The sequence below is a fragment of the Noviherbaspirillum sp. genome (assembly GCF_035254685.1).
Taxonomy (GTDB): domain Bacteria; phylum Pseudomonadota; class Gammaproteobacteria; order Burkholderiales; family Burkholderiaceae_D; genus Noviherbaspirillum.
Map to the genome: position 1 here is coordinate 16,828 of NZ_DATFAI010000031.1, position 16,834 is coordinate 33,661.

Genomic DNA, 16,834 nt, shown 5'->3' on the forward strand with positions numbered 1-16,834 from the left:
ACGTCAGCCGGCAGCGTCCTGCTGCCGGCTTTTGTTGTCCACGGAAAACACAAAAAACACGGAAAAAGATCCTGTCTGTTCGACGCTCTCGCCGGAGAGCGCACGTCGAACAGACATAAAAATTTCCGTGTCTTCCGCGTCTTCCGTGGACAACCGGTTTTTCTTGATCACAACGCAGCAGCGTAAATCGCCCGTGCATCCGCGCGTGTGACTTCGCGCGGGTTGTTGGTCAGCAGGCGCGTCTGCAGCATGGCGTCATCGGCGAGGCGGTCAAGGTCGGTTTCCGTGATGCCGACTTGCTGCAAGCGGGTTTCAATACCAGTCCGTCGGGCGATCTCATCCATGCGGTCAATCAGTGCCTGCGTGCGCGCCTCGGTGCTCCCTGTGACGCCCGGTGCGAGGATTTCCGCCAGTTCCGCATAGTGCGTCGCAGCGCTCGGCGCGTTGAAGCGAAGAACGTGTGGCAGGACGAGCGAGTTCGACAGGCCGTGTGGCACATGGAAAATTCCGCCGATCGGATAGGCGAGGGCGTGTACGGCGGCGCAGGGCGCGTTCGCGAACGATTGTCCGGCAAGCATGGCGCCGAGCAGCATTGCCTGCCGAACAGCAAGATTCTTTCCGTCTTCACAGGCAGCGACAATATTGTTTGAGAGTAATGTTAGCGCTTGGCACGCGAGCATATCGGAGAGCGGATTCTTCTTCAGGCGGGTGGTATAGGCTTCAATGGCATGCACCATGGCATCGATGCCGGTAGCCGCAGTAACTTTCGGCGGCAGGCCGACCGTGAGCTCAGCATCCAGGATGGCAAGGTCCGCATACAATTGCGGCGACACCACGCCCATCTTCGTCGTGGCGCCCGTAGTGACGATGGAAATCGGCGTGACTTCCGAGCCAGTTCCGGCAGTGGTCGGAATCTGCACCAGCGGCAGGCGACCGCCTTTCACATTGCCGATGCCGTACATCGTCTTCAATTCCTGATCGGTATTGGTGAGTACTGCGATCAACTTGGCGACGTCCATCGAGCTGCCGCCGCCGAGACCGATGACCAGATCGATTTCATTCGCCCGCGCGTTCGAGACGGCCTGCAGCACCACGGCTTCGGGCGGGTCGGCAACAACATCGGAGAAAATGTTGACGCTCAGTCCGGCGTCCTTGAGAGCAGCGATTGGTGCATCGACGAGGCCGGTTTTCAGGAATCCATTGTCGGTGACGATCAGGGCACGGCGGGCATTCGGAAAATGCTGCTGGACATAACTGCCGATACGTTTCGCGGCACCGGGTTCGGAAACGACATGCGGCACAGTACTGAAGCTGAATGGGCTGAATGGTGTGGTAGTCATCGTCTCTCCTTGATAATGGTCCATTGTAGCAAGGGGACGTCATGCGCGTGGACCGCGGGGTGGGGCAGAAGCCGGAGCAGCGTGTTGTGCAGGAGGCACAGTGACTTGTAGCGGAATGTAACGAGAATTCATGCCGCTGGGCAAATCGTCTACGATTCCCTTATTCCCGTTCGTTAACAAACGGAATGTTTCACGTGAAACATACGCAAGGGGCTCTTCCATGATTGATCCCGCCATCATTTTCCAGCGCACGCAAGCCGGTCGCGATGAGGTCTACAACAAAAGCCATGGGCTGACGCAGAGCGAGCGGCTGGTCCTGATCATGATCGACGGGGTGACATCATCCGGCACGGTGAGGGAAAAGCTGACTTCGCTGGTGGATGAGCGCTTTGAACGGGCAATGTTTACCCTGCAAAAAAAAGAACTCATCCTTGAAGTCTTCATGCCCCTGGAAGGGCAGAAGGCGGACGAAATTGAACAGTCCGTAGCAGATCGTTTCCTGCAGCAGGATCCGCTGGATCCCGTGACCATTCTCTTTATCGATCCCGAAAACGAGCTTGGCTTATTGCATAAGATTTCTCCTGCCAAGAATCCTGTCTCGCGACCCCCAGATCGTGCTATTACCGACGCTCCCCATCCGGAGCAGATTGCCATCCCGACTCTCGAAGCTGTCATGGCACAGAATGCGGCAAATAAAGGCGACTTTGCCGTCGAAGAACTTGCAGAGCTGGCGGAACTGGCCGAGCTTGCCAGTTCAGTCGAGAACGAGGTGAGGGCGCGCAAACATGAAAAGATTTCCCGCCTCCAGCCGGCTCCTGAGATACCAAAGCCCAAGCGCCGTAAGCCGGTTCTCGCATTGTCGCAACCCGGCACAAAAGGTTTTCATTGGGGATATTGGATGATCGGGCTCGGCTTCGCATGCATCGGCAGCTACCTGTTTTCCAATCTGATCCGCTGAACTGTTTCACGTGAAACAAAATACTGCCGGACCTTGCTCGACGCGCGCGGGCAGGACGAAAACCATTCTATAATCTCGCCTCCAGCGTAAACTTCATCGCCCTTCGAAGAGGATTACGCCAGCCTTCGTCTTTCACGTCTCACTGAGGCGCACTATGCTTTTTCCTACAGAATTCGATGTCATCGTCGTCGGCGGCGGCCATGCCGGCACCGAAGCTGCACTCGCGTCCGCACGCATGGGTCAGAAGACCCTGTTGCTCACCCATAATATCGAGACCCTCGGTCAGATGTCCTGCAATCCGTCGATAGGCGGTATTGGCAAGGGCCATCTGGTAAAGGAAGTTGACGCGATGGGCGGGGCGATGGCGATTGCCACTGACGAAGCCGGCATCCAGTTCCGTATCCTGAACTCATCCAAGGGCCCCGCCGTGCGGGCAACCCGGGCGCAGGCCGACCGCCTCCTCTACAAGCAAGCCATCCGCTCGCGCCTTGAAAACCAGGAGAACCTGTGGCTGTTCCAGCAGGCCGTCGACGATCTGATGGTCGACGGCGACCGCGTCGTCGGCGCTATCACCCAGGTCGGCATACACTTCCGCAGCCGTGCAGTAGTCCTGACCGCCGGGACTTTCCTCGACGGCAAGATTCATGTTGGGCTGAACAATTACGCCGCCGGGCGCGCTGGCGATCCCCCGGCAATTTCCTTGTCGGCCAGGCTGAAGGAACTGAAGCTGCCACAGGGCAGGCTGAAGACTGGGACGCCGCCCCGCATTGACGGGCGCACCATCGACTTCTCCGTCATGGAAGAACAGCCGGGCGACCTCGATCCGATCCCGGTGTTTTCGGTGATGGGTTCAGTCCAACTTCATCCGCAGCAACTTCCGTGCTGGGTCACGCACACCAATGAACGTACGCACGACATCATCCGCGGCGGCCTCGACCGCAGCCCGATGTACACCGGCGTGATCGAAGGCATCGGCCCACGTTACTGTCCGTCAATCGAAGACAAGATCCATCGCTTCGCCGACAAGAATTCGCACCAGATCTTCCTGGAGCCCGAAGGCCTGACGACGAACGAGTTCTACCCGAATGGAATTTCCACCAGCCTGCCGTTCGACGTCCAACTCGAACTGGTGCACTCGATGCGCGGCCTGGAAAACGCCCACATCTTGCGCCCCGGCTACGCCATCGAATATGACTACTTTGATCCGCGCGGCCTGAAAGCATCCCTCGAGACCAAGGCGATCCAGGGCTTGTTCTTTGCCGGCCAGATCAACGGGACCACCGGTTACGAAGAAGCCGCGGCACAGGGCATGCTTGCCGGGCTGAATGCGGCGCTGCTGACGCAAGGGCGCGAGGCCTGGACGCCACGCCGTGACGAAGCCTATCTCGGCGTGCTGGTCGACGATCTGATCACCAAGGGAGTGCAGGAGCCGTACCGCATGTTCACCAGCCGTGCCGAATATCGACTGAGCCTGCGTGAAGACAATGCCGACATGCGCCTGACGGAAATCGGCCGCCAGCTAGGCTGCGTGACCGACGCACAGTGGGAAGTATTCGAGAAAAAACGCGAAGCCGTTGCACGCGAGTTGGAGCGTTTGAAATCGACTTGGGTCAACCCCCGCGTGCTTGACGGCGCCGAGGCCGAGCGTGTGCTGGGCAAAGCGATTGAGCGAGAGTATGCGCTCACTGATTTGTTGCGCCGCCCCAACGTGAGCTATGAAAGCCTGATGACCTTGAAAGGTGTGGACGGCCAGGCCCTTGCCGGACCCGGCGTTACCGATGAAGCGGTCCGCGAACAGGTCGAGATTCATGTGAAATACGCCGGCTATATCGATCGCCAGGCGCGTGAAGTCGAGCGTCACGACTACTATGAAAATCTTAAGCTGCCGAGCGACATCGATTATATGGAAGTGCGCGGCCTTTCCGTGGAAGTGAGGCAAAAGCTGAACAAGCATCGCCCGGAAACACTTGGCCAGGCATCCCGCATTTCCGGCGTGACGCCGGCAGCCGTCTCGCTGTTGCTCGTCCACCTGAAAAAAGGCGGATTCAAGGAATTCGCCAACGCCCAGGCGGCGGCCTGAGGACAGCAGCGCGATGGCCGCTTTCCAACGTGATATTTTGATGCGAACGCTCATCGAGGGAGTGCGCGCGCTTTCGCTCGACCTGAACGACGCGCAGTTCGCGCAACTGATGGATTACCTGGCGTTGCTGGCGAAGTGGAACGCCGTGTACAACCTGACCGCCGTACGCGATCCGGCGCAGATGGTCACGCAGCATCTGCTTGATTCACTGGCTGCCGTCCCGGCTTTTGCCGGCGCGAAAAACGTGCTGGATGTGGGCGCCGGCGGCGGCTTGCCCGGCATCGCCCTCGCCATTGCCCGTCCTGACATGCAGGTATCCATGATCGACACCGTGCACAAGAAAACTGCTTTCCTGACACAAGTGAAGGCGGAACTTGGCCTGGCGAACGTGACCGTGCACACCATGCGCGTCGAGCAACTGCGGGTGCCGGAGAAATTCGATGTCATCACCTCGCGCGCCTTTGCCGAGCTGGGGGATTTCGTGAACTGGTCCGGCCATCTGCTGAAAGAGGGCGGCCGGTTCATTGCGATGAAGGGTGTGCTGCCGAAGGAAGAAATCTTGCGCCTGCCTGCCGGCTGGAAAGTGACGCAGGTGCAAGCACTCGACGTCCCCGGCCTCAATGCCGAACGCCACCTGATTTTCATTGAAGCAGGAGAACAAGCATGAGCGCGCTGTTTCACTCCCTTGGCATCACCGACATCTGGCAACTGATTGCCGCCACCATGGTATTCCTGATGCTGCCCGGCCCCGGCACTTTCTGCGTGCTGACCTGCACCGGTCAACGCGGCGTGCGCGGCGGCTACGCGTCCCTGTTCGGCCTGATGCTGGGTGACGCCGTGCTGATGTTCCTGGCCGCCATCGGCGTCGCCGCCTTGCTGCAGGCAAATCCGCTGCTGTTCAAGGGCTTGCAGTACCTCGGCGCGGCTTATCTCGCTTATCTCGGCATCAGGTTGTTGACTGCGAAGAAAGAGCAGGGCGGGACATTCGTTCCGTTCTCGAATGCCGCCGATTTCCGCCGCGGCTTCCTGGTGACGCTCATCAATCCGAAGGCGATCGTGTTTTACATGGCGTTTTTCCCACTCTTCATTGATCCCGCCACGCACCAGGGAAGCACAACGTTCATTGCAATGGGCGCAGTGATTTCCAGCTGCACGCTGTTTTACGGTAGCCTACTCGTTCTCGTCGGAAACGCCGCGGCGCGGCGCCTCGCTCGCAACCGTCGCATTGCAGCGTTTGCGACACGCATGGCGGGCATCTTCCTGATCGGCTTCGGCATCAAACTGACTACAAACTAAGATATGGCCAAAATATTCTGCGTCGCCAACCAGAAAGGCGGCGTTGGCAAAACAACCACAGCGGTCAATCTCGCCGCCGGTCTCGCCCAACTCGATCAACGCGTGCTGCTGGTCGACCTCGATCCGCAAGGAAACGCTACGATGGGCGCCGGCATCAACAAGTCAGAGCTTTCCTCCTCTGTCTACGAAGTGTTGCTCGGCCTGGCCGACATCAAGGCCGCGCGCAAGCATTCCGAGACCGGCAAGTTCGACGTGTTGCCCGCCAACCGCGAGCTGGCCGGCGCCGAAGTCGAAATGGTGGAGCTCGACAACCGCGAGAAGCGCCTGAAGGACGCGATTGCCGGCGTCGACGCAGAATACGATTTTGTCCTGATCGACTGTCCGCCGGCCTTGTCGATGCTGACGCTGAACGGCCTGTGCGCGGCCCACGGCGTGATCATCCCGATGCAGTGCGAATACTATGCGCTGGAAGGCTTGTCGGATCTCGTCAATACCATCAAGAAGGTGCACGCCAAGCTGAACACCGACCTAAAGATCATCGGCCTGCTGCGCGTGATGTTCGACCCGCGCATGACGCTGTCGCAGCAAGTCTCCGCCCAGCTCGAACAGCACTTCGGCGACAAGGTGTTCAAGACGATCATCCCGCGCAATGTGCGCCTGGCCGAAGCGCCGTCCTACGGCATGCCCGGTGTGACCTTCGACCCCGCATCGAAAGGCGCACAGGCCTATATCGCCTTCGGCGCCGAAATGGTCCAACGCATCAAGTCACTCTAATCGCTCATAACATGGCTACGAAAAAATCCAAGGGACTCGGGCGCGGCCTCGACGCGCTGCTGGGGGGCTCGCACGACATCACCGAAGCGGTGCCGACCGTGGCGGGCGCGCCGTCGACCTTGAACGTCGCTCAACTGCAGGCCGGCAAGTACCAGCCGCGCACGCGCATGGACGAGGGCGCGCTGAACGAACTGGCGGCGTCGATTAAGGCGCAGGGCCTGATGCAACCCATCCTCGTGCGGCCGGTCGGGCACAACGGCAGCGACCGCTATGAAATCATCGCCGGCGAACGCCGCTACCGCGCAGCCCAGATCGCCGGCCTCGCCGAAGTGCCGGTACTGGTCAAGGACGTGGATGACCAGGCTGCCGCCGCGATGGCGCTGATCGAAAACATCCAGCGCGAAGATCTCAATCCGCTGGAAGAGGCGCAGGGCATTCATCGCCTCATCACCGATTTCGATTTCACCCATGAGCAGGCGGCCGGCGCCGTTGGCCGTTCGCGCAGCGCGGTGTCGAACTTGCTGCGCCTGCTCAACCTCGCCAAGCCGGTCCAGACCATGCTCATGGCTGGCGACATCGACATGGGCCACGCGCGCGCCCTGCTTGCCGTGGATGCTGCCACCCAGATTACGCTCGCCAACCAGATCGTCGCCCGCCGCATGTCCGTGCGCGACGCCGAAAAGCTGGTTGCCAAGACCACCACCGACCAGGCTGCCGCCAGCAAGCCGCGCGCCGCAAAGGAGAAGTCGCGCGACATCACCCGGCTGGAAGAAGAGCTGTCCGACGCGCTTGCCACGCAGGTGCAGATCAAGCTCGGTGCGAAGAACAAGGGCCAGCTCACCATCGATTTTGCCGATCTCGACGTGCTCGACGACCTGATCGCGAAACTGCGACGCTGAGCGTCTTGCCATCGCACCGACTTTACCCGGTTGTATGCGAAACATTACCTCTCTGGTAATTGGCGCGCTGCCGGCTATCCACTAGCCTGATTCCAGGCCCGAGAACACACCATGCACAAGCTGCTCATCCTGCCCGGTCTGTACAATTCCGACGCTGGCCACTGGCAAAGCCGATGGGAAGCGCTGCTGCCCAATGCGTGCCGCGTGCAGCAGCGGGACTGGAACACGCCGCAGCAGACGGACTGGACGGCAACCCTGGATGCCGCGATCCATTCCAGCGACGGCCCGGTCATCCTGGTGGCGCACAGCCTCGGCTGCGCATTGACAGCCTGGTGGGTAAAGACGAGCCGGGGACAAGCGCATGCGTCGAAGGTCCGAGGCGCCTTGCTGGTTGCGCCGCCCGACGTCGAGCGTGCGGACTTCCCGGATTTTGTGACAGGATTCGCGCCCATGCCGCGCTCGGAAATGCCATTCAGGACTATCGTCGCCGCATCTTCCGACGATCCCTGGTGTGCCTTGCCAAAAGCGCAATCCTGGGCGCAGGATTGGGGCGCGCAGTTTCATGACATTGGCCCGCGCGGACATATCAATGCCGAAAGCGGCCTCGGAACATGGGAACAGGGACGCCGCTGGCTGGACGAGCTGCAGTCCTGACAACCGTAGTTTTACCGTGTGTTTTGACTGTAGTACGGGTGCGCAAAGGTTTGACGGTGACTGTGGAAAACACTTATAATCCCGTGGTTTCACAAAACGCACCACCCTGGAACACCGCGGCCCGTAGCCGGCGCCCACAAAGGCCCGACGGATTGCATGACTTAGGACCAATATGCTACGCATTGTCCTCCTGCAATTTTCGACTACGGTCGTTACCGGATTGATTGCCGGTCTGCTTGGCGGAAAACACGCGCTGATATCTGCGCTTCTTGGTGGCTTGTGCTGTGTGGTGCCGAATGGCTTGTTCGCCTTGCGTTTGTTCATTAACGCGCGCAAGCCGGGTGCTGTCAATCCGATGACGTTTTTCATCGGCGAATTTATCAAGATTGCATTGACGATCGCGCTACTGGGCGCGGTGGTCTGGCTGTACCACGATCTGAACTGGCTGGCGCTGATCGCCGCCTTCATCGTGGCGCTGAAAAGTTACATCATCTTATTATTTAGGCACTGACATGTCATCTCCAGCGACTGAAGCAGCAGGACACGCGCCAACCGCGTCCGAATACATCGTCCACCATCTCGGACATCTCTCCACGCATCACCAGGAAAAGATCGTCGATTTTTCGATCTTCAACATGGACACGATCTTCTGGTCCGTTGCGATGGGCGTGGTCGCCTGCTTCGTGATGTGGCTGGCTGCCCGCAAGGCGACTTCCGGCGTCCCGGGCCGCTTCCAGGCTTTCGTCGAACTCCTCGTCGAGCTGGTCGAGGACCAGTCGAAGGCCATCGTTCATGGCGATCGCACCTTCATCGCGCCGCTGGCCCTCACGGTTTTTGTTTGGGTCGCGATGATGAACTCGCTCGACTTCCTGCCGGTCGACCTCTTCTCCAGCATCTTCCGCCTGCTTGGCATCGAAACTCATCATCGTGTAGTGCCGACCGCCGACCTTAATGGCACACTCGGCATGTCCCTGGGCGTTCTGGCGCTGATGCTCTACTACGGCATCAAGATCAAGGGGCTCGGCGGCTGGCTGCACGAGCTGTTCGCTGCGCCGTTCGGTATCGCGCTTGCGCCGTTCAACCTGCTGCTCAACATCATCGAATATCTGGCCAAGGCCGTCTCGCTCGGCATGCGACTTTTCGGCAACATGTACGCGGGTGAGCTGCTGTTCCTGCTGATCGCGCTGCTCGGTTCCACTGCGACCGCGTTTGGCTTCATCGGACAGGTGATCGCGGGTTCGGCATGGGCGATCTTCCATATTCTGATTGTCTTCCTGCAAGCCTTCATTTTCATGATGCTGACCCTGGTGTATATGGGCCAGGCCCATGAAGGCCACTGAGCAAGAAATCGAAAGACAGTAGCAAGTAAAGAAGTTTGTTTTTGTATTTTTGTTTTTAACTTTAACCTTTTGAAGGAATTCTCATGACTGACATCTCTTTTGTTGCTTTGGCTTGCGGCTTGATCATTGGCCTGGGTGCAATCGGCGCTTGTATCGGTATCGCGATCATGGGCGGCAAATACCTGGAAGCATCGGCACGTCAGCCTGAACTCATGAACACTCTGCAAACCAAGATGTTCCTGCTGGCTGGTCTGATCGACGCTGCGTTCCTGATCGGTGTCGGTATCGCCATGCTGTTCGCATTCGCCAATCCGTTCATCAAAGGGTAATCGGGCAACGCCTGAACACCAAGCTGCCGAACCTTCGCGTTCGGCATTCTTCACTTTGAGAAGGAAAATACCGTGAACTTAAATGCAACCTTGTTTGCGCAGTTCGTGGTCTTCTTCATCCTCGCGTGGTTCACGATGAAATTCGTGTGGCCGCCGTTGATGAAGGCGCTCGACGAGCGCGCCGAGAAGATCGCGAACGGTCTGGCTGCCGCCGACCGGGGCAAAGCGGAAATGGCCGCCGCAGAAAAGCGCGCGCAGGCTGAACTGGCTACCGCCCGCGACGAAGGTCAGAAGCGCATTATCGACGCCGAGAAGCGCGCCCAGGCAATTATCGACGAAGCCAAGAAAACTGCATCTGAAGAAGCTGCGCGCATTGTCGCCACAGCCAAGGCCGATGCGGACCAGCAGGTAACTCGTGCACGCGACGAACTGCGTGCCCAGGTCGCGGGTCTCGCGGTCAAGGGTGCCGAGCAGATTCTGAAGCGTGAGGTGAATGCATCGGCCCATGCCGAACTGCTGAACCAACTGAAGAACGAGCTGTAATCATGGCCGAACTCGCAACGATTGCTCGTCCTTACGCAGAAGCACTGTTCCGTGTAGCCAAGTCCGGCAATATCGCCGCCTGGACCGACCTCGTGTCGGAAATGGCGGCCGTTGCCGCTCTCCCCGAAGTCAAGTCTTTCGCCAGCAATCCGAAGCTCTCGGATAAGCAAGTTGCCGAAACGTTCTTGTCGCTGTTGAAGTCCAACGTCACCCCGGAAGCCAAAAACTTCGTCGCGATGCTGGTCGAAAACGGCCGCCTGACGTTGTTGCCGGAAGTCGGCGCGCAATTCCACGCCTTGAAGAATGCCGCTGAAGGTGCAGCCGATGCGGAAATCACGAGCGCGTTCGAGTTGACCGACGCACAAGTGAAAGACCTCGTGGCGACGCTGGAAAAGAAATTCGGCCGCAAGCTCAATCCGATCGTCAAGGTGGACAACTCGCTGATCGGGGGCGTACGTGTCGCAGTGGGCGACGAAGTGCTGGACACTTCGGTTCGCGCCAAGCTGCAGCAGATGTACACCGCCCTCGCGTCGTGATTGACTGCGCATTGATGGCCACAGCGCTAGCGTAAGAGATACAAAATTTTAGGAGTTAACATGCAACTCAACCCGTCTGAAATCAGCGAACTGATCAAGAGCCGGATTCAAGGCCTTGGTGAAGGCGCTGAGATTCGCAATCAGGGCACGGTCATCTCCGTGACCGACGGTATCTGCCGCATCCACGGTCTTTCCGAGGCGATGCAAGGCGAGATGCTGGAATTCCCGGGCAACACCTATGGCCTCGCACTGAACCTCGAGCGCGACTCCGTCGGCGCCGTTATCCTGGGCGAGTACGAGCACATTTCCGAAGGCGACACCGTCAAGTGCACCGGCCGCGTGCTGGAAGTGCCGGTCGGCCCGGAACTGGTTGGCCGCGTGGTCAACGCATTGGGCCAGCCGATCGACGGCAAGGGCCCGATCAACGCCAAGATGACCGACGTGATCGAAAAGGTCGCACCGGGCGTTATCGCGCGTCAGTCCGTGTCCCAGCCGATGCAAACCGGCCTGAAGGCAATTGACTCGATGGTGCCGATCGGCCGCGGTCAGCGTGAGCTGATCATCGGCGACCGCCAAACCGGTAAGTCTGCTGTCGCGGTGGATACTATCATCAACCAGAAGGGCCAGAACATGACGTGTATCTACGTCGCGATCGGCCAGAAGGCATCCACTGTCAAGAACATCGTGCGCGCGCTGGAACAGCACGGCGCGATGGAATACACCATCGTCGTTGCCGCCAATGCTTCCGAGTCCGCCGCGATGCAGTACATCGCTGCTTACTCCGGTTGCACGATGGGCGAGTACTTCCGCGACCGCGGCCAGGACGCTCTGATCATTTATGACGATCTGTCGAAACAAGCGGTTGCCTACCGCCAGGTTTCGCTGCTGCTGCGCCGTCCGCCGGGCCGTGAAGCGTATCCGGGCGACGTGTTCTACCTGCACTCCCGTCTGCTCGAGCGCGCTGCTCGCGTGAATCCCGACTATGTCGAGAAATTCACCAACGGCGCCGTCAAGGGCCAGACCGGTTCGCTGACCGCATTGCCGATCATTGAAACCCAGGCAGGCGACGTGTCCGCATTCGTTCCGACCAACGTGATTTCGATTACCGACGGCCAGATCTTCCTCGAAACCTCGTTGTTCAACGCCGGTATCCGTCCCGCGATCAATGCCGGTATCTCGGTGTCCCGCGTCGGTGGTGCTGCCCAGACCAAGGTCATCAAGGGCCTGTCCGGCGGTATCCGCACCGACCTGGCGCAGTACCGTGAACTGGCTGCGTTCGCGCAGTTCGCATCGGATCTGGACGAAGCCACCCGCAAGCAGCTCGACCGCGGCGCACGCGTGACCGAACTGCTGAAGCAGGCGCAATACTCGCCGCTGCCGATTTCGCTGATGGCCGTGACGCTGTTCGCAGTGAACAAGGGCTACCTGGACGACGTCGATGTGAAGAAAGTGCTGGCGTTCGAATCCGGCCTGCACAACTTCATGAAGACCAGCTACGGCAGCCTGCTGCAGAAGATTGAAGACACCAAGCAACTCGATAAAGACGGCGAAGCTGAACTTGCCGCCGCGATTGCCGCCTTCAAGAAAACCTTCTGATCACTGGAGCTAAAGGAGTAATTACTCATGGCTGCAGGCAAAGAGATACGTGGCAAGATCAAGAGCGTAGAGAATACGAAGAAGATCACCAAGGCGATGGAAATGGTCGCCGCATCCAAGATGCGCAAGGCGCAGGACCGGATGCGCGCCGCCCGTCCCTACAGTGACAAGATTCGTAATATCGCCGCTCACTTGTCCGAAGCCAATCCGGAGTACACGCACCCGTTCCTGGTCAAGCAGAATGCAGCGAAGAAGGTGGGCATCATCGTCATCACGACCGACAAGGGTCTGTGCGGCGGCCTGAACACCAACGTCCTGCGCATGGTGACCAACAAGGTGCGCGAACTCGAAGGTCAAGGCATCAAAACCGAAGCAGTCGCCATCGGCAACAAGGGACTCGGCTTCCTGAATCGTATCGGCGCCAAGGTCGTGTCGCACGCTGTCCAGCTCGGCGACACGCCGCACCTGGATAAGCTGATCGGCCCGGTCAAGGTGCTGCTCGACGAATACCAGGAAGGCAGGCTCGACGCGGTTTACCTGTTCTACACCAAGTTCATCAACACGATGAAGCAGGAACCGATGATGGATCAGTTGCTGCCGCTGTCGTCCGACCGCATGAAGGCTGACAAGAACTCCCATTCCTGGGATTACATCTATGAGCCGGATGCACAGTCGGTGATCGACGAGCTGCTGGTGCGTTATGTCGAAGCACTGATCTACCAGTCCGTCGCCGAGAACATGGCGTCCGAGCAGTCGGCGCGCATGGTGGCGATGAAGGCAGCGTCCGACAACGCCGGTAACGTGATCAGCGAGCTGAAACTGGTCTACAACAAGACCCGTCAGGCCGCGATTACGAAGGAACTGTCCGAGATCGTCGCCGGTGCGGCTGCGGTTTAACTAGAAGAATTTACTTATATTGAAGGAACGAAAATGGCTGAAGGCAAAATCGTTCAGTGTATCGGCGCGGTGGTGGACGTGGAATTCCCCCGCAACGCCATGCCCAAGGTATACGATGCCTTGAAAATGGAAGGCTCCGCGCTGACCCTGGAAGTGCAGCAGCAGTTGGGTGACGGCGTGGTCCGCACCATTGCGCTGGGCTCCTCCGACGGTCTGCGTCGCGGCATGGTGATCCAGAACACCGGCGCACCGATTTCGGTGCCGGTTGGTCACGCTACACTGGGCCGCATCATGGACGTGCTGGGCAACCCGATCGACGAAGTCGGTCCGGTCAATTCCGAGCACACTGCGTCGATCCACCGCAAGCCGCCGTCATACGACGAACTGTCGCCGTCGCAGGAACTGCTGGAAACCGGTATTAAAGTTATTGACCTGGTTTGCCCGTTCGCGAAGGGTGGTAAGGTCGGTCTGTTCGGCGGTGCAGGCGTGGGCAAGACCGTGAACATGATGGAACTCATCAACAACATCGCGAAGGCGCACTCCGGTCTGTCCGTGTTCGCCGGCGTGGGTGAGCGTACCCGTGAAGGCAACGACTTCTACCATGAAATGATGGAAGCAGGCGTGGTCAACACCGAAGACTTCTCCAAGTCGAAGGTGGCGATGGTGTACGGCCAGATGAACGAACCGCCGGGCAACCGCCTGCGCGTGGCGCTGACCGGTCTGACCATTGCGGAATCCTTCCGTGACGAAGGCCGTGACGTGCTGTTCTTCGTCGACAACATCTACCGTTACACGCTGGCCGGTACCGAAGTGTCCGCACTGCTGGGCCGTATGCCTTCCGCGGTGGGTTACCAGCCGACGCTGGCCGAAGAGATGGGCCGCCTGCAAGAGCGTATTACCTCGACCAAGACCGGTTCGATTACGTCGATTCAGGCCGTGTACGTGCCTGCCGACGACTTGACCGACCCGTCCCCGGCAACGACCTTCGCGCACTTGGACTCCACCGTCGTGCTGTCGCGTGACATCGCCGCGCTCGGTATCTACCCCGCCGTGGACCCGCTGGACTCGACCTCGCGTCAGCTGGACCCGAACGTCGTGGGCGCCGAGCACTATGAGACAGCCCGTGCTGTTCAAGGCACGCTGCAGCGCTACAAGGAACTGCGCGACATCATCGCGATTCTGGGCATGGACGAACTGGCTCCGGAAGACAAGCTGGTCGTGGCACGCGCTCGCAAGATGCAGCGTTTCCTGTCGCAGCCGTTCCACGTTGCTGAAGTGTTTACCGGCGCGCCCGGCAAGTACGTTTCGCTGAAGGACACGATCAAGGGCTTCAAGATGATCGCCAGCGGCGAACTCGATCACCTGCCGGAACAAGCGTTCTACATGGTCGGCACGATCGAGGAAGCAATCGAAAAAGCCAAGAAGATTCAGTAATCGGGAGCACGCGATGTGCGCCAGCCCGGATGCCGGAGCGCTACGGCATCTGACTGGCAAGGATCGCGTGCAAACGGTCTGTTCTTCAGACGAACAAAAAAGGTTCTAACATGGCACACACTATTCACGTAGACGTCGTCTCCGCCGAAGAAGAAATCTTCGCCGGCGAAGCCGAATTCGTCGCGTTGCCGGGCGAATCGGGCGAGCTGGGCATCTATCCGATGCACACGCCGCTGATTACCCGCATCCGCCCGGGTGCGGTGCGCATCAAGGTGCCGGGCCGGACGGACGAGGAGTTCGTTTTCGTCGCCGGTGGCATCCTCGAAGTGCAACCCAACAACGTTACCGTGCTGGCCGATACCGCGATCCGCGGCCACGACCTGGACGAAGCGAAGGCAACCGAAGCGAAGAAGCTGGCCGAGGAAGCACTTGCCAACCGCGAATCGGAAATCGATTACGCCAAGGCACAAGCTGAACTGGCTGCGGCCGTCGCCCAGTTGGCAGCGATCCAGAAGCTGCGTCAAAAACGCTAAGGATGTTGGCAGTACAATGAAAAGGCAGCTTCGGCTGCCTTTTTTATTTTGCAGCAGGATTTCCATGAGCCAAGTTACCGATCCCGAAGACCTCATCCCGTCCATTCTTGCCGAGAGCCGCATCATCGCTGTCGTCGGCCTCTCCTCGAACGCCGATCGTCCGAGCTATGAAGTCGCCCATTACCTGCAGTCGCACGGTTACCGGATCGTGCCGGTCAATCCGACGTATGCGGGCGCTCACATTCTCGGCGAGCCGTGTTATGCAACGCTGCAAGAAGCGGCGTCGGCAGTAGAAAAAAAGGGGCAGAAAATCGACGTGGTGGATGTCTTCCGCAAGGCGGAAGACATCCCGCCGGTCGTCGACGACGCCATTGCGATCAAGGCAGATTGCATCTGGATGCAGCTTGGCATCGCTCACCAGGCGGCGGCGGAAAAGGCGAGGGCGGTTGGCCTGAAGGTCGTAATGGACAAGTGCATCAAGGTCGAGCACGCACTCCACGCATAGTGGGCTGCCGGTATGCGTCGCTTCGTGCCCGAACTGGTCGCCTTGCCCTTGCTGCCTTTCCTGATTGTGCAGGGACGACGCACGCGACGGGTCACGCCGCGCCTTCCCGAGGCAGGAGGGCCGAACGAAGGCATCGCCGGCACTTCCCACGCCGGTCGGCCCCTGTCTCTGCTTGCAGTGGGCGAATCGCCGGTTGCTGGAGTTGGCGTGCGCAACCACGAGCAGGCCATCACGGGGCAGTTCGCGTCCGCCCTGGCTGAGCGTCTGCAGCGCCCCGTCGCATGGCGCGCCTGCGGAAAGAATGGCGTCACGGTCCGGGAAGCGTTCAAACAGATTTTTCCGCACATTCCAGCCGCGCCAGTCGACATCGCGCTGATTGCCTTTGGCGTCAACGACACGACGGCATTTCGCCCGGCCTCGGCGTGGCGGCGTGAACTGGGCATCCTGCTCGATGCCTTGCAGGAGCGATGCTCCCCCACCTGCATGATCGTTTCCGGCGTGCCGCCAATGGCGCATCTCCCGGCCTTGCCGCAGCCCCTGCGCTGGGTCATGGGGCTGAAGGCTCAGGTACTTGACGCGGAAGTCCGCATGCTTGTGCCAGCCTTCGCGCATACGCTATATGTTCCCTTGCTGCTCGACACCCATGACCGAAGCCTGGTAGCGCCGGATGGCTACCACCCATCCGAGAGCGGATGCCGCGCGTGGGCAGCATTGCTCGCCGATGCGTGCACCGGCTTGCTTGCCGCCGTGCCCGCATCTACGGCATAAGCCAGGCGTTGCAGCGGCAGCACGTGCTCACTCTATCGTCGACTCCTTTTCCCTGTCTGCGCAAGCATTGCATCTTGCACAACAACGAACTCTCCGTGGATCACGCGGCGAAAACTCCTTCTCATCGAATGATCCATACGATTTCGCTGGCGTGGCGCATCGGCGATAATGGCAAATTACCGAAAGCAAATTCATGTCATCCACCTTCGCTCCCCTGAAAAACGACACCTTCCTGCGCGCCCTGTTGCGCCAGCCGACCGACTACACGCCGCTGTGGCTCATGCGCCAGGCAGGCCGCTACCTGCCGGAATACTGCGCCACCCGCAAGCGTGCCGGCTCTTTCCTCGGCCTG

General features: G+C 59.5%; 21 protein-coding genes. 19 read left to right on the top strand and 2 right to left on the bottom strand.

Annotated features, from left to right (window positions below):
* Positions 1 to 3 precede the first annotated feature (3 nt).
* Entirely contained in the window at positions 4 to 171 is a 168-nt protein-coding gene (locus VJ698_RS14500; RefSeq protein WP_324103489.1) for a hypothetical protein, read from the bottom strand.
* On the bottom strand, positions 168 to 1,340 hold the full coding sequence (locus tag VJ698_RS14505) for an iron-containing alcohol dehydrogenase (RefSeq protein ID WP_324103490.1): 1,173 nt from the start codon (positions 1,338 to 1,340) through the stop codon (positions 168 to 170). The genes VJ698_RS14500 and VJ698_RS14505 overlap by 4 nt, the downstream gene beginning before the upstream one ends.
* Positions 1,341 to 1,560: 220 nt before the next feature.
* On the opposite strand from VJ698_RS14505, the gene VJ698_RS14510 reads away from it, so the two are divergent.
* From VJ698_RS14510 to VJ698_RS14600, 19 genes are all read left to right on the top strand, one after another.
* Complete coding sequence (locus VJ698_RS14510; RefSeq protein ID WP_324103491.1) at positions 1,561 to 2,298, top strand: hypothetical protein; 738 nt, start codon at positions 1,561 to 1,563, stop codon at positions 2,296 to 2,298.
* A 154-nt stretch (positions 2,299 to 2,452) separates the two neighbouring features.
* Positions 2,453 to 4,378: a tRNA uridine-5-carboxymethylaminomethyl(34) synthesis enzyme MnmG gene (gene mnmG, locus VJ698_RS14515; protein WP_324103492.1), complete on the top strand. Its 1,926-nt coding sequence runs from the start codon at positions 2,453 to 2,455 to the stop codon at positions 4,376 to 4,378.
* 13 nt (positions 4,379 to 4,391) lie between these two features.
* A complete protein-coding gene (gene rsmG, locus VJ698_RS14520; protein WP_414691161.1) occupies positions 4,392 to 5,045 on the top strand; it encodes a 16S rRNA (guanine(527)-N(7))-methyltransferase RsmG in 654 nt (217 codons plus the stop codon).
* Positions 5,042 to 5,674 carry a leucine efflux protein LeuE gene (leuE, locus tag VJ698_RS14525; protein WP_324103494.1) on the top strand — a complete coding sequence of 211 codons (633 nt, stop codon included), beginning with the start codon at positions 5,042 to 5,044 and terminating at the stop codon, positions 5,672 to 5,674. Before rsmG ends, leuE begins: the two co-directional genes overlap by 4 nt.
* Before the next feature lie 3 nt (positions 5,675 to 5,677).
* Positions 5,678 to 6,448 (top strand): AAA family ATPase, encoded by a 771-nt coding sequence (locus VJ698_RS14530; protein WP_324103495.1) that lies wholly within the window; start codon positions 5,678 to 5,680, stop codon positions 6,446 to 6,448.
* A gap of 11 nt (positions 6,449 to 6,459) precedes the next feature.
* Complete coding sequence (locus VJ698_RS14535; protein WP_324103496.1) at positions 6,460 to 7,347, top strand: ParB/RepB/Spo0J family partition protein; 888 nt, start codon at positions 6,460 to 6,462, stop codon at positions 7,345 to 7,347.
* A 111-nt stretch (positions 7,348 to 7,458) separates the two neighbouring features.
* A complete protein-coding gene (locus VJ698_RS14540) occupies positions 7,459 to 8,001 on the top strand; it encodes an alpha/beta hydrolase (RefSeq protein WP_324103497.1) in 543 nt (180 codons plus the stop codon).
* A gap of 172 nt (positions 8,002 to 8,173) precedes the next feature.
* On the top strand, positions 8,174 to 8,512 hold the full coding sequence (locus VJ698_RS14545) for an ATP synthase subunit I (RefSeq protein ID WP_324103498.1): 339 nt from the start codon (positions 8,174 to 8,176) through the stop codon (positions 8,510 to 8,512).
* A gap of 1 nt (position 8,513) precedes the next feature.
* The gene (gene atpB / locus VJ698_RS14550; RefSeq protein WP_324103499.1) at positions 8,514 to 9,341 is read left to right on the top strand and encodes a F0F1 ATP synthase subunit A; all 828 of its coding nucleotides are present in this window, start codon (positions 8,514 to 8,516) and stop codon (positions 9,339 to 9,341) included.
* Positions 9,342 to 9,424: 83 nt separating this feature from the next.
* Positions 9,425 to 9,670, top strand: a complete 246-nt coding sequence (atpE, locus tag VJ698_RS14555) for a F0F1 ATP synthase subunit C (RefSeq protein ID WP_324103500.1) — start codon at positions 9,425 to 9,427, stop codon at positions 9,668 to 9,670.
* A gap of 72 nt (positions 9,671 to 9,742) precedes the next feature.
* Positions 9,743 to 10,213, top strand: coding sequence for a F0F1 ATP synthase subunit B (locus VJ698_RS14560; RefSeq protein WP_324103501.1), 471 nt, complete (start codon positions 9,743 to 9,745; stop codon positions 10,211 to 10,213).
* Between the two features lie 2 nt (positions 10,214 to 10,215).
* Positions 10,216 to 10,749, top strand: coding sequence for a F0F1 ATP synthase subunit delta (locus tag VJ698_RS14565; protein WP_324103502.1), 534 nt, complete (start codon positions 10,216 to 10,218; stop codon positions 10,747 to 10,749).
* A 60-nt stretch (positions 10,750 to 10,809) separates the two neighbouring features.
* On the top strand, positions 10,810 to 12,345 hold the full coding sequence (gene atpA, locus VJ698_RS14570) for a F0F1 ATP synthase subunit alpha (protein ID WP_324103503.1): 1,536 nt from the start codon (positions 10,810 to 10,812) through the stop codon (positions 12,343 to 12,345).
* Between the two features lie 27 nt (positions 12,346 to 12,372).
* Complete coding sequence (gene atpG / locus VJ698_RS14575) at positions 12,373 to 13,242, top strand: F0F1 ATP synthase subunit gamma (RefSeq protein WP_324103504.1); 870 nt, start codon at positions 12,373 to 12,375, stop codon at positions 13,240 to 13,242.
* A 33-nt stretch (positions 13,243 to 13,275) separates the two neighbouring features.
* Positions 13,276 to 14,676, top strand: a complete 1,401-nt coding sequence (atpD, locus tag VJ698_RS14580; RefSeq protein ID WP_324103505.1) for a F0F1 ATP synthase subunit beta — start codon at positions 13,276 to 13,278, stop codon at positions 14,674 to 14,676.
* A gap of 110 nt (positions 14,677 to 14,786) precedes the next feature.
* On the top strand, positions 14,787 to 15,209 hold the full coding sequence (locus VJ698_RS14585; protein WP_324103506.1) for a F0F1 ATP synthase subunit epsilon: 423 nt from the start codon (positions 14,787 to 14,789) through the stop codon (positions 15,207 to 15,209).
* Positions 15,210 to 15,273: 64 nt separating this feature from the next.
* Positions 15,274 to 15,714: a CoA-binding protein gene (locus tag VJ698_RS14590; protein ID WP_324103507.1), complete on the top strand. Its 441-nt coding sequence runs from the start codon at positions 15,274 to 15,276 to the stop codon at positions 15,712 to 15,714.
* Between the two features lie 12 nt (positions 15,715 to 15,726).
* Complete coding sequence (locus VJ698_RS14595; protein WP_324103508.1) at positions 15,727 to 16,482, top strand: SGNH/GDSL hydrolase family protein; 756 nt, start codon at positions 15,727 to 15,729, stop codon at positions 16,480 to 16,482.
* A gap of 193 nt (positions 16,483 to 16,675) precedes the next feature.
* Positions 16,676 to 16,834: uroporphyrinogen decarboxylase family protein (locus tag VJ698_RS14600; protein ID WP_324103509.1), on the top strand; the 159-nt coding region annotated here is incomplete at its 3' end.